Source organism: Citrobacter sp. RHBSTW-00599 (assembly GCF_013784065.1).
Classification (GTDB): domain Bacteria; phylum Pseudomonadota; class Gammaproteobacteria; order Enterobacterales; family Enterobacteriaceae; genus Citrobacter; species Citrobacter braakii.
In genome coordinates this window covers 2,783,410-2,795,011 of sequence record NZ_CP056717.1, presented here as the reverse complement: position 1 = coordinate 2,795,011, position 11,602 = coordinate 2,783,410, and the positions used below count along the sequence as shown (strand labels likewise).

Here is an 11,602-nt window from a genome sequence, read left to right as displayed (position 1 = left end):
AAGAGGATAAATGATACGCGCTGAGCATAGCGTTTAGAAGGTTTTGGCCTATCGCTTTGTGCCAGCATCATACGGAGTAATGATTAAGCTTAAGGTTACGAACAGGAGGCAATAAAAAGAAATTATGAGGTGTAGCGAAGGGAAATAGCACCAAATCATAGAAATAATTTGGTGCGTCCGAGTGGACTCGAACCACCGACCCCCACCATGTCAAGGTGGTGCTCTAACCAACTGAGCTACGGACGCAAGATGGTGCGTTCAATTGGACTCGAACCAACGACCCCCACCATGTCAAGGTGGTGCTCTAACCAACTGAGCTATGAACGCAACGTTGTAGGTGACAACGGGGACGAATATTAGCGGCACAGACCGAATGAGGCAAGAGGGAAATAGCATTTTTCTTCCTGAACTCACGCGATTGCAGAGTAATTAAGCAAGTTGATTATATTTTGTTGATTTTGCAGCGTGTTTTTTATTCAGACAGTGCGCTGGGGCATAATGGGGACGGTTTGAATGACAGGTGCGCTCAGACTTTAAGCGCAGCAAGGATCGCGGTTTCTATTTTCTCAGGGGTAGTGAACGGCGCAAAACGCTTGAGCGGTTTGCCGTCACGCCCGATCAGGAACTTAGTGAAATTCCACTTGATACGCCCACCCAGCACGCCGGGTAATTCGTTTTTCAGGTAACGAAACACCGGATGCGTAGCCGCACCGTTGACTTCCACTTTCTCAAATATCGGGAAGCTCACACCGTAGTTGATGTGACAGGTTTGCGAGATTTCGTCGGCCCCGCCGGGCTCCTGATTACCGAACTGGTTGCAGGGGAAACCAAGCACCACCAGACCCTGCGCGGCGTACTTCTTGTAAAGCGCTTCGAGGCCTGCATATTGCGGCGTGAAACCACAATGGCTGGCAGTATTGACCACCAGAACCAGTTTGCCAGCGTAGTCGGCCATAGAGACGGGCTCACCATGCAGACGGGTGGCTGTAAGTTGATAAAAGGTGATCATGCCGGAATCCTCAAATAAGATCGCATTACTCATTTTATTATGGTCGCAACTGTCTGATTAATAAACTGACCGTTGAAGTGCTGGCGATTTATTATTTTGTCGGGTTATCGCTAACGTTTTTAAACGCGTCACCCCAGCAGCATCGTTAGGTGACGACTAAAAATGGGGGGCGTGACGTTGTGCGCGATTATCACTGCGACAAACACGTGACAGATATAAAAAAATCCACGCCTGGCGTGGATTTAGAGAGAGTGTGAGAGCAGGGGATTAACGTTCGTGCTTTGCCATTAGCAGTGCCAGGTCGACGAGGCGATTAGAGAATCCCCATTCGTTGTCGTACCACGCCAGAATTTTGACCATATTGCCGCCAATCACCAGCGTTGACAGGCCGTCGATGATGGATGAGCGCGGATCACCCTGATAGTCGCTTGAGACAAGCGGTTCATCGCTATAGCCGAGGATCCCTTTCAGTGGCCCTGTCGCGGCGGCGTCACGAAACGCATTATTGACCTCCTCTGCTGTAACATCCCGCTCAAGCGTTACGGTCAGGTCGACAATGGACACCACCGGAACCGGTACGCGCAGCGAGTAACCGGTTAAGCGACCATCCAGCTCCGGGATGACTTTGCCAAGCGCCTTCGCGGCACCGCTGGAGTAGGGCACAATCGACAATGCAGCGGCGCGGGCACCACGAAGATCTTTTTCCGGCTGGTCGTGCAGCGCCTGGCTGTTGGTATAGGCGTGGGTGGTGTTCATCAAACCATGCTTAATGCCGAAATGTTGGTGCAAAACCTGTGCGGCAGGTGCCAGACCGTTAGTGGTGCAGCTACCGTTGCTGACGACAAAGTGTTTATCCGCGGAGTAGAGGTGATCGTTAACGCCCATCACGATGGTTAAATCATCGTTCTTACCGGGGGCGGAGATAATCACTCGTTTTGCGCCACCGCTGTGGATATGCACCGCCGCCTTGTCACGTTCAGTGAAGAAGCCGGTTGCTTCAATGACAATATCGACTTCACGCTGACGCCATGGGATGTTGGCTGGGTCGCGTTCACTGAATACGGTGATGGATTTACCGTTAACCACCAACTGCCCCTCACCGGCGGTGACATCGGCGTCGAGTTTACCGAGCAGCGAGTCGTATTTCAGCAGATGCGCCAGCGTTTTACTGTCTGTCAGATCGTTGATTGCCACGATCTGGATCTCCGGGTTACCCAGTGCAGCACGCAGTGCGTTACGTCCGATACGGCCAAAACCGTTAATACCGACCTTTACCATGATGAACTCCTTATCTGTTGTCTCTGGAGTCAATTTAGGCCGGTCACGAGTTGGCGTAAATGACAAAAAAGGATCACTTTACGCCATTTTACGACAATGAAAGCGTTGGCGATATTCACCAGGCGTCAGGTGAAGCTGTTTTTCAAACAGCCGTCGCAGGTTAATGCTGCTGCCAAATCCTGTTTGTTCGGCGATACGCTCCAGCGTCTCGTTGGTCTGCTCCAGACGCTGTCGTGCAGCGGCCAGACGGGCTTCGGCCACATAGCGTGCCGGTGATACGCCCGTTTCTCGGGTAAACACGCGGGTGAAATTACGTGGGCTCATGGCGACTTTTTCCGCCAGTTTATCCACACTCAGATCGGCGGTGAGGTTCTCAAGCAGCCAGGCGAGCAGACCGTTAATCGGGCCCAGGGTACTGGTCTGCTGAAGGTTGTAGCGGCTAAACTGGAGTTGTCCCCCGGGACGGCGCAGGTACATGACGAAATCCTGAGCGACGTCGCGCGCCAGACTGAAGCCGTAATCCTCTTCAACTAACGCTAACGTCAGGTCAAAGCCGGAACTGACGCCACCTGATGTCCAGATATGTTCGTCCTGAATATAGAGCGGACCGCTTTCGACGCGCACCTTTGGGAATTCTGCCTGCATGGTTTCCAGTAGCTTCCAGTGGGTGGTGGCTCGTCTGCCGTCCAGCAGCCCGGTTTCTGCCAGCAGCATCGCGCCGCCGCAAATGGATGCAATGCGGCGGGCGTGGGGAGCGGCAAGGCGTAGCCAGTCAACCACCGCAATCCCTTCCTGCGGGTTTTGACCTCTGCCAGTGATGATGATGGTATCGAGAGGTTCGCGAGGGTCTATCTCATGTAGGCGATGATCTGCCAGTAGATTTAGGCCGGACTGACCATGGATCACCTGATGCGGTTGCGTTGTCGCTAACTGAACCTGGTAACACGTCTCCGTAGCGCCTTTGGGATGCAGGCGGTTGGCCTGCATCAGAATGTCGGCAATACCGGCGGACTCAAACAGCATACCGCCATCGGGAACAATAATGAGTATCTTCTTCATGTCCTGAAAAGTAATCTTTTTACACAATAAGTCAATATTACATACTCAACTGGAAAAAACCTTACCCGTGGCGTAGCGACATTACCGCCACTGGTCGATGGTTTGATGTTGACTCAACGGCGTTGCATGAGCATCTCCCTTGATTAAGAATAGCGTTGCATTGACCCATTAAACTCACCGCGAGGAGCTGACGCTCCGCTGCACCAAAAATGGACTTGTTCTACAAGTCACTCTCCTGACGAGGTCTTATGAAAATCAGAAGGTTTAGTAATGGAGATGAAATTTCGTTGTTCAGCGTCTTTTTATCTTCTGTACATACCCTCGCATCACACTACTACACACAGGAACAAATAGATGCGTGGGCCCCAACGGATATCGACCCGGAACAATGGGCCAATCATATGAAGGAATTACGCCCCTTTGTTGTTGAAGTGGATGGTGAAATAGCTGGATATGCAGATGTTCAGCCAAATGGGTACATTGACCATTTCTTTGTCTCGGGAACCTACCCGAGACAGGGAGTAGGGACACTACTGATGAATCGCATTCATGAAGAAGCCAGACAACGTGGAATTGATGAACTGACTTCAAATGTCAGTAAGGCTGCGGAGGCGTTCTTTCTACGACACGGTTTTCATGTTGTGGAACGTGGGTTTCCTGCCTGTCGCGGAGTGACATTACAAAATGCACTGATGCGAAAATATTTGGTGAAAAAATAGAAGATAACTGGGCTAATGGTCCGCGATCAGCGAGGGCGGACACTCGGCTCTCTGCCGTATGCCATGACAGAGAGCACGCCAGAAATGAATGGATAGTTCTAGTTTGCTTTGCTGTTTTGACGGGATGTGACAATCGTCATTGCTGCCGCCGCCAGAAGTAAGAAACCACTCAAGCCAAAAGTACTGCGCCATCCCAGAGTGTCGAATACCAACCCACCTGCCGTTGAACCCAGTGCAATCGATAGCTGGATCACCGCAACCATTAAGCCACCACCCGCCTCTGCATCTTCGGGTAGTGCCCGCGCTATCCATGTCCACCATCCCGTTGGCGCAGCCGTTGCTAGTAGTCCCCACAGGCTGAGCAATACGGCAACAGCCCAGATGCTGTGTCCAACCAGTAGTAACGCCCCGGCAGTTGCTGCCATAAGCAGGGGGATCATGATTAAAGTCTGATAAAAACTTGTGTTCAGGAATATTGATACGGCCAGTGTGCCGACAAAACCAGCCACGCCTATTGCGAGCAAAATCAGAGAGAGACCAGAAGGGCCTACGCGGGTTACGGTCTCAAGAAAGGGGCGCACGTAGGTAAATAAGGCAAATTGCCCCATGAAGAAGAATCCGCAGGCCAGAAGTCCCGCAGGGACAATGGTGATGCGGAACAGACGATGCATAGATCTCTGGGATTTTTGTTTTTTATCGCTTTCCATCGATGGCAGGCTGACCCACTGCCAGATGAATGCGGCTATAGCCAGGGGAACGAGGCATAAAAAAGCCCCTCGCCAGCCCACGGTCGTCCCCAGATAGCTGCCAAGCGGTGCCGCTACAACGGTAGCCAGCGCGTTCCCACCGTTAAAAATCGCCAGCGCGCGGGGAACCTGATGCTGCGGAACGAGCCGAATGGCGGTTGCAGCAGACATGGACCAGAATCCACCAATGACCACCCCAAGCAGGGCCCTCCCCAGGATATAAACCGGGTAGCTGGGTGCCAGGGCGACGACTATCCCCGATATGGCCATTAAAACCGTCAGCCCCTGCAGGAGATGTTTTCGGTTCAGATCTCCGGCAATATGGGAGATAGTCAGGCTGGTAATGACCGCCAGCGCGCCAGAGATTGCAATTCCCTGGCCAGCTAGGCCTTCGGTAATGTGTAAATCACTGGCAATAAGCGTAAGCAGGCTGACCGGCATAAACTCGGAAGCGATCACCACAAACACGCACAGCGTCATGGCAAACACGCCCCCCCAATGCGCATGCTTTTTTTCGTAATGCGGTTTTAGTCTTACTGTGGACATTATCAGATCTCTTAATATCGAATCGGCCAGGTTCAGGCGCAGTCCGGACAGACGTCATTCAGGAAATCACGTCAAAACATGGATGAAAATGATCTGCAGGCGATTTACAGCCGCCTGCAAATATCAGGCGGCTTGGGGCGGTTATCTTAGGTTGGTATTGAAAAACTGCTCAAATTTAGCAAACGGAATCTTACCCGCAACGTTGTCGTACAGATCAACATGATTTGCCCCCGGGACAATCACCAGCTCTTTCTTATTGCTGCCGATCGCCCTAAAGGCATCTTCAGCAAAATAGCGTGAATGGGCTTTTTCGCCGGTCACGATAAGCGTGGGGATAGTGACTTCATTGGCGTAGCTCAGCAGCGGCATATTCATAAATGACAGCGGCATCGTCGCATTCCAGGCCCCAGTTGAGTTGACCGAACGCGCATGGAAACCACGCGGCATGCGATAATAATCAAAGAATTCTTTCAGAACCGGATTGGGATTTGCGGGTAACGTTTCTGGCAGAATACGTTTCGACGTACTGACGTTCCCCTTTTCATCAACATAAATGTCATGCCCGCCGGGCGCGAAAGCTCCGTTCTTCGCATCTTCCCAGCGCTGTGCGTTCAGATACTGTAATACGGCGCGACGATCCGCAGTGGTATAACGGTCTTTACCATCACCTACGCCATGCCCCATCGCACGGCTCATGTCATACATCACGCTGGTCGCCACCGCTTTCACGCGGGTATCCATCGCGGCGTCGTTTAAGGCCATCCCGCCCCATCCGCAGATACCCAGTAATCCGATACGATTTCGATCAACCTCATTTTGCAGGCCAAGGAAATCAACAGCCGCGCTGAAATCCTCGGTGTTGATATCCGGAGAGGCAACGTTACGTGGATAGCCACCGCTTTCCCCCGTATATGAAGGGTCAAAAGCCAGGGTAACAAATCCCTGCTCAGCCAACGTCTGCGCATACAGACCGCTGGACTGCTCTTTTACCGCGCCGAAAGGCCCGCTGATGGCAATGGCCGCCAGTTTGCGCTCGCCGCGATCCTTTGGAATGTAGAGATCACCGACCAGGGTGATCCCGAAGCGGTTCTGAAAGGTCACTTTACGGTGATTAATTTTCGTACTTTTAGCGAAGGTTTTATCCCATGTCTCGACCAGTGAAACTGGCGCGTTCGGATTGGTTGTATTGGCATAACTCATCGTTGTAACTCCACTTAATGATGCGCAGAGCAGCATGGCTGGTATCGCGGCTGTCAGTTTTTTGGTGAAGGCAGTCATCAAAATCCCCTCATAAAACGTGATAGATACAGGTTTCATACGGACAACACTGCTGTGCTTTGTTGCAATGCGAGCATTATAGTGAGCAGTAATAGTGCTTATTAGAGGGGTAAAATTGCTAGAATTAATACCATATTGTTCTAAATAGTGATGCGATAGCGAGGGAAACGTGATGGCGAAACGGGAAAACTATAATGATTTATACCTGTTCATGCAGGTGGTGCGGGAAGGGAGTTTTACCGCTGCGGCGCAACGACTCGGCCTGGCACAATCAGGTATAAGCCGTTCCGTACGCGAACTTGAAGAAAGACTGGGCGTTCAGCTTCTGGCTCGCACTACGCGTAGGCTATCGCTCACCCATGCCGGCGAACAACTCTACCGGACTATTGAGTCAGGATTCGACGCTTTAGATATGGGGCTTGCCACGCTGGCCCATTATCGCCAGTCCCCGTCAGGTACGGTACGGATTAATGCCAGTCAGCACGCTATTGATAAACTGCTCCTGCCAAAGCTTGCGGTGTTTAAGCAACGCTATCCTGACATCCGGCTGGAACTCATCAGCGAAAGTCGGTTTGTCGATATTATTTCGGAAAGATTCGATGCCGGTGTACGTCTCGGACCGGAAGTTGGCGGTGGCATGATAGCGGTCCGTATTTCCCCCGACATGGAGATGGCCATTGTTGGTACGCCAGAACACTTTCGCCGCTATGGCTTTCCACAAGTCCCGGCAGATTTGGCGGTTCATCCCTGCATCGCTTATCAATTTGGCGATGGAAGCCTCTATACATGGGAGCTTCAACAGGATGGTAAAAAAATAACTCATCAGCCGCAGGGACAATGGGCTTTTGCTGACAGTTATATGGAAGCCAAAGCCGCCAGACTGGGGCTGGGGCTGGCTTATGTTCCGGAAGAACTGGTGTCCGATGATTTAGAAGAGGGTTCGCTCATCAGAGTTTTACAACGCTACAGTCAACGCCTGGAAGGCTCATTTCTCTATTATCCGCACCGCAATGTGTCTCCCGCTCTGCGAGCAGTTATCGATACACTGAGAATTTATGAATGAAGGCCAGGCTGCACACGTGTCAGGGTAACTGATCTGAGCGAGGAGCGGGCCTTATATACACATCCCCATTAACTTGAGTATGCTCCTCTGTGAATTTGTTTCGAAAATGATGTCGCTGATGTGTTTCATTCCCTGCTTTTTATAGAATTTTTGAGCACGTTCATTTTGTTCAAGAACCTCCAGCCATAAATATTTTTTCCCCTGACTTCGGGCAAGATCTATGACTTTATTAAACATTAGTTGACCGTAATGCTGATTCGTTTTGGTTGGGGCAAGGTAGAGTTTATTAAGTAAAACACCGCTGATGTCTGTATTCGGGACAGTTGCTTGCCATGTCAGCTTCACAAAACCAATCGGCTGCTCGATTTCAACTATATACCAGCTAATGTTTTTATCATTAATACTCTGTTCAATAACAGGAAGTGAATATTCACCCTCCAAATAATTATCAAATTCTGATTCTGACTTCCACATATGCTTAAAGTGCGCAGTATAGAAGCGGTAGCCAAGCTCATTTAATAATGCCGAATCGGCTAATGTTGCTTGTCGTATGATTAAAGACATGGGATAGGCCCTTACTTTATGAGAGAAAAATGATCTTAAATTTGTAATATATACGGCCTGTTAAGTCTATATGTCCGTTGTGACTGTCTTACCCTCAAACGTTGAATACGCAATCTAAGGTCTGAAGTTGGTGGAGCTCGACCATTAAGTTATTTTTTATCGATGTTAGCTTCTGGCTCGAAGCAGACAGGCCAACTGATTGCCTGGTCTGCTTTGAGCGAAAATGAAAAGACATCTTCCGAACTTGCGGCTGTTCATTCAGGATTTTACAAACAAGCTCATTATTCCCACTGCCAGGGCGCTATAGAAAAGCAACTGATACAGATTCGTCGGCACGTCTGTCCATTTTCTAACGATGCCCAGCGCGACCACGACCAGCGCAGCCGGGTAAATGGCGCACAGCACGGGAACCGCCATTGCGGTGAGGGAATTCAGTCCCAGCACGGCAAGTGCTGCTGACACCATCAGGGAGAGCGTCACCAGCAGCCCATAAGACGCACCGGTCGTCTGGTTGAAATAGCGCGCCGTTCCGGTCGTCAGACCAATGGCCGTGACCAGACAGGCGAGGGTAATGATCGCCGCCAACAACACCCGGCCATAAACGCCAAAAACAGTCTCGACATAGGCGCTCATCACCTGCATACCATTCGTTGCGCCCCGCACCGGGCTGTGGGACCCCATCGACAGATAGCAGATATAAATCACGGCCAGACCTGCAGCGGCAATAAAGGCTGCGGCGGTGGAATGGGTGAAGATGCCCCGCGGATGGTGGATCCCGCGCTGCTTAAGCGTGTGGGTGATAATGGCGCCAAAGCACAGCGCACTGATCACATCCAGGGTCTGATAACCGTTGACGAACCCTGTATCGAACGCGCGAGTTTGATACGCGGTTGTGGCGGTCGTGAGGTCACCAATCGGATGTAACCAGGCACATATGCCGATAAAAATCAGGGCACTAATTTTAATGGGCGAAAGGAAGAAACCGACGATTTCCAGCAGTTTTCCCGGCTTAGCCAGCGTCGCGCCAGCAAGGCCAAAGAACGCGGCGGAAAATATAATCTTCTGCATCAGGGAACTAGCTGCGCCATCGGTGATGACCTCGTAGCTAATCGTCGCGGTGCGTGGCGTACCAAATAAAACCCCCAGTGTTAAAAAGCAAATGCCAATAAAAATCAGGCTCGGCCATTTGCCTAAGGGTTTCGTTAATTCCGCGATATCACCGCCATTAATGGCAAGGGAAATAATCGCCAGTGCCGGGAACAGAACCGCTGTGATGATAAAGCCAAAGCCTGCATTAAAGGCGTTTGCGCCCGCCTGCATGCCGACCAGCGGCGGGAATATAATATTGCCTGCACCCAAAAAAAGCGCAAGGGTCATCCCGCCAAGAGCCATTGTCTCTGGCAATGAAAGTCTGGTGTTTGCTGTCATTATTAACTCTTATTTTATATAAACATCATGCTTTGGAAGGCGTGGTCATTATCTGCTCAGTCACCGTTCCGGTCATACATCGTCATTACAACTGGAATATTCCTTCGATGGTCATACGAGCGAAGCCATGCAATTCCACGCGCCCGTCATCCCGAACTACACAGCGCAACGCCCCTTTACGCTTCCCGCCTTGTTGAGCGGTCAGGACATTTTTACCCGTACGCGCTGCCCAGAACGGGGCGAGGAAAGTGTGTGCCGACCCGGTGACGGGATCTTCGTTCACGCCGACCTGCGGGCCGAACCAACGGGACACAAAATCAAACTGGTTATCAGCGGCGGTCACGATCACGCCGCGGGTGTCGAATACCGCCAGCTTGTTGAAGTCAGGATTAAGCCCGTCGATGATGGTTTTGTCATCGACCAGTACAATCAGATCGTCCGATTTCCACACCCCGATAACACCGTCGGTAATGCCGAGGGCTGCCAGCAGCCCATCAGGAGTATCAATCTTCATGGCCGATTTAGCCGGGAAGTCCATGCAGAGTTCGTCCCCGTTCTTACTCACCGTCAACAGGCCGCTGCGGGTGTGGAAGCTGATAGTTTCTTGTTGGTAGCCAAGCTTGTTGAACAGCACCCAGGATGCAGCGAGAGTGGCATGACCGCACAAATCCACTTCAACCGCAGGCGTACACCAGCGCAGTTGATAACCCTCCTCGAACGGCACAAAAAACGCGGTTTCAGAAAGATTATTCTCCGTGGCGATGGCTTGCAGAACAGCGTCAGGCAGCCACGCAGTTAACGGACAAACGCCCGCCGGGTTGCCGCCAAAAGGTTGAGAGGTGAAAGCATCAACCTGATAAAAAGGAATTACTGTGGTGTCAGACTTTGTCATTTAATTTATCCAGATAGTTGTAAACGGTGTATCGGGTGACGCCCAGCGCTTTAGCGACATGATTAACGCTGCCTTTAATCTTGAAAAAGCCCTGAGCATGTATTTCAGAAATAACCCGTTTTCTGAAATCAATTTTATTTTCTGAACCCGTGGGTCTGAATTTCGAAATAACGTCATCCAGAGATTTATCCTGAATATCACCTAGCGGTTTTTCCGGCGTTTCAGCCGCGGCGGCCGGATGGAGTAAATAGTCCAGGTCGCGTTTGAGTTTTGATACCACATCCATATCGACGTTAATGCAAAAAGCCACTAACGGCACGCCGTCCTTGCTGTAATAAATCGTCGATGCGCTATTCAACGTGGTGCCAGAGAGAGTGGTGGTGGTATATCCACTGAATACCTGACTGGGAACACGCTGCGAAGCATCCAGTAAACCTAAAAATCCCGTGTCATTTTCCGGGCCGGACAACAGCGCATCACCGGGTTTCCTGCCGCTGACGTGTCCATTAATGATGTTTATCACGGACGATTCGGGGCGGGTAAGGTCATGCAGAACCGCTTCTGTGTTTAAGGGAAGCGTGGTTCTCAATGCCTCAAGCGAAGCCGTCAAAATAGTGATTAAACGTTCACGTTCGTCTTTCATTTTGCTCTCTCCATCAGACAACGGCCTGGACTTCTATTTCGACGTCTAAATCAAATGCAAGGTGGCTGGTGACGACGCTCCTTGCGGGGAAACCTTCCGGGAAGAACGCGCTGTAAGCAACATTGAATTCGCTAAAGTGCTCCATGCTGCTTAACCAAACCTGGACTTTCACAATGTGGTTCAGCGTCGTATGCGCCCGCGCCAGAGTTTCCCGGATGGCGTGCATGATATGCCGGGTCTGCTGGGTGACAGATCCATACAACGGTTCACCTTCGGGGCTCATGGCGACATGGCCTGAAAGAAAAACAAACCCGTTCACCTGCACGGCGTCTGAAAAGGGAAAAGGCTTGGTCGTGGGGTAGCGTACGATAGACATG

General features: G+C 51.1%; 12 protein-coding genes and 2 tRNA genes. 2 read left to right on the top strand and 12 right to left on the bottom strand.

What is annotated here, in order from left to right; all coding sequences use genetic code 11:
• Window positions 1-169 precede the first annotated feature (169 nt).
• The 5 genes from HV243_RS13645 to HV243_RS13625 all read right to left on the bottom strand — a co-directional run bounded on the left by HV243_RS13645 (window position 170) and on the right by HV243_RS13625 (window position 3,346).
• Window positions 170-246, bottom strand: a tRNA-Val gene (locus HV243_RS13645).
• 4 nt (window positions 247-250) lie between these two features.
• A tRNA-Val gene (locus tag HV243_RS13640) sits at window positions 251-327 on the bottom strand.
• Between the two features lie 199 nt (window positions 328-526).
• Window positions 527-1,009 carry a glutathione peroxidase gene (locus HV243_RS13635; RefSeq protein ID WP_016152944.1) on the bottom strand — a complete coding sequence of 161 codons (483 nt, stop codon included), beginning with the start codon at window positions 1,007-1,009 and terminating at the stop codon, window positions 527-529.
• 267 nt (window positions 1,010-1,276) lie between these two features.
• The gene (gene gap, locus HV243_RS13630) at window positions 1,277-2,287 is read right to left on the bottom strand and encodes a type I glyceraldehyde-3-phosphate dehydrogenase (RefSeq protein WP_053389356.1); all 1,011 of its coding nucleotides are present in this window, start codon (window positions 2,285-2,287) and stop codon (window positions 1,277-1,279) included.
• Window positions 2,288-2,365: 78 nt separating this feature from the next.
• Window positions 2,366-3,346 carry a helix-turn-helix domain-containing protein gene (locus HV243_RS13625; protein ID WP_047358851.1) on the bottom strand — a complete coding sequence of 327 codons (981 nt, stop codon included), beginning with the start codon at window positions 3,344-3,346 and terminating at the stop codon, window positions 2,366-2,368.
• 248 nt (window positions 3,347-3,594) lie between these two features.
• Between HV243_RS13625 and HV243_RS13620 the strand changes: the two genes are divergently transcribed.
• Window positions 3,595-4,065 (top strand): GNAT family N-acetyltransferase, encoded by a 471-nt coding sequence (locus HV243_RS13620; RefSeq protein WP_053389357.1) that lies wholly within the window; start codon window positions 3,595-3,597, stop codon window positions 4,063-4,065.
• A gap of 98 nt (window positions 4,066-4,163) precedes the next feature.
• Here the strand turns inward: HV243_RS13620 and HV243_RS13615 are convergent, their stop codons facing one another.
• Both HV243_RS13615 and HV243_RS13610 read right to left on the bottom strand, forming a co-directional pair.
• Window positions 4,164-5,357 carry an MFS transporter gene (locus tag HV243_RS13615; RefSeq protein ID WP_047358850.1) on the bottom strand — a complete coding sequence of 398 codons (1,194 nt, stop codon included), beginning with the start codon at window positions 5,355-5,357 and terminating at the stop codon, window positions 4,164-4,166.
• Window positions 5,358-5,498: 141 nt separating this feature from the next.
• Entirely contained in the window at window positions 5,499-6,635 is a 1,137-nt protein-coding gene (locus HV243_RS13610; protein ID WP_053389358.1) for an alpha/beta hydrolase, read from the bottom strand.
• 172 nt (window positions 6,636-6,807) lie between these two features.
• Between HV243_RS13610 and HV243_RS13605 the strand changes: the two genes are divergently transcribed.
• Window positions 6,808-7,698 (top strand): LysR family transcriptional regulator, encoded by an 891-nt coding sequence (locus HV243_RS13605; protein ID WP_053389359.1) that lies wholly within the window; start codon window positions 6,808-6,810, stop codon window positions 7,696-7,698.
• A 51-nt stretch (window positions 7,699-7,749) separates the two neighbouring features.
• Here HV243_RS13605 and HV243_RS13600 read toward each other — a convergent pair whose 3' ends face one another.
• From HV243_RS13600 to HV243_RS13580, 5 genes are all read right to left on the bottom strand, one after another.
• Window positions 7,750-8,262: a GNAT family N-acetyltransferase gene (locus tag HV243_RS13600; protein ID WP_053389360.1), complete on the bottom strand. Its 513-nt coding sequence runs from the start codon at window positions 8,260-8,262 to the stop codon at window positions 7,750-7,752.
• A gap of 258 nt (window positions 8,263-8,520) precedes the next feature.
• Complete coding sequence (gene brnQ, locus HV243_RS13595) at window positions 8,521-9,690, bottom strand: branched-chain amino acid transport system II carrier protein (protein ID WP_053389361.1); 1,170 nt, start codon at window positions 9,688-9,690, stop codon at window positions 8,521-8,523.
• An 85-nt stretch (window positions 9,691-9,775) separates the two neighbouring features.
• On the bottom strand, window positions 9,776-10,582 hold the full coding sequence (locus HV243_RS13590; RefSeq protein ID WP_149330448.1) for a PhzF family phenazine biosynthesis protein: 807 nt from the start codon (window positions 10,580-10,582) through the stop codon (window positions 9,776-9,778).
• Window positions 10,569-11,225: a PAS domain-containing protein gene (locus HV243_RS13585; protein ID WP_053389363.1), complete on the bottom strand. Its 657-nt coding sequence runs from the start codon at window positions 11,223-11,225 to the stop codon at window positions 10,569-10,571. The genes HV243_RS13590 and HV243_RS13585 overlap by 14 nt, the downstream gene beginning before the upstream one ends.
• 13 nt (window positions 11,226-11,238) lie before the next feature.
• Window positions 11,239-11,601, bottom strand: a complete 363-nt coding sequence (locus HV243_RS13580) for a RidA family protein (RefSeq protein WP_032947028.1) — start codon at window positions 11,599-11,601, stop codon at window positions 11,239-11,241.
• Window position 11,602 lies beyond the last annotated feature (1 nt).

Excerpts from the sequence above, each read along its gene's own strand:
- brnQ (WP_053389361.1), bottom strand. The coding sequence starts at position 9,690 with ATGACAGCAAACACCAGACTTTCATTGCCAGAGACAATGGCTCTTGGC.
- HV243_RS13635 (WP_016152944.1), bottom strand. The coding sequence starts at position 1,009 with ATGATCACCTTTTATCAACTTACAGCCACCCGTCTGCATGGTGAGCCC.
- HV243_RS13605 (WP_053389359.1), top strand. The coding sequence starts at position 6,808 with ATGGCGAAACGGGAAAACTATAATGATTTATACCTGTTCATGCAGGTG.
- HV243_RS13585 (WP_053389363.1), bottom strand. The coding sequence starts at position 11,225 with ATGAAAGACGAACGTGAACGTTTAATCACTATTTTGACGGCTTCGCTT.
- HV243_RS13580 (WP_032947028.1), bottom strand. The coding sequence starts at position 11,601 with ATGTCTATCGTACGCTACCCCACGACCAAGCCTTTTCCCTTTTCAGAC.
- HV243_RS13615 (WP_047358850.1), bottom strand. The coding sequence starts at position 5,357 with ATGTCCACAGTAAGACTAAAACCGCATTACGAAAAAAAGCATGCGCAT.
- HV243_RS13625 (WP_047358851.1), bottom strand. The coding sequence starts at position 3,346 with ATGAAGAAGATACTCATTATTGTTCCCGATGGCGGTATGCTGTTTGAG.
- HV243_RS13610 (WP_053389358.1), bottom strand. The coding sequence starts at position 6,635 with ATGACTGCCTTCACCAAAAAACTGACAGCCGCGATACCAGCCATGCTG.
- gap (WP_053389356.1), bottom strand. The coding sequence starts at position 2,287 with ATGGTAAAGGTCGGTATTAACGGTTTTGGCCGTATCGGACGTAACGCA.
- HV243_RS13620 (WP_053389357.1), top strand. The coding sequence starts at position 3,595 with ATGAAAATCAGAAGGTTTAGTAATGGAGATGAAATTTCGTTGTTCAGC.
- HV243_RS13590 (WP_149330448.1), bottom strand. The coding sequence starts at position 10,582 with ATGACAAAGTCTGACACCACAGTAATTCCTTTTTATCAGGTTGATGCT.
- HV243_RS13600 (WP_053389360.1), bottom strand. The coding sequence starts at position 8,262 with ATGTCTTTAATCATACGACAAGCAACATTAGCCGATTCGGCATTATTA.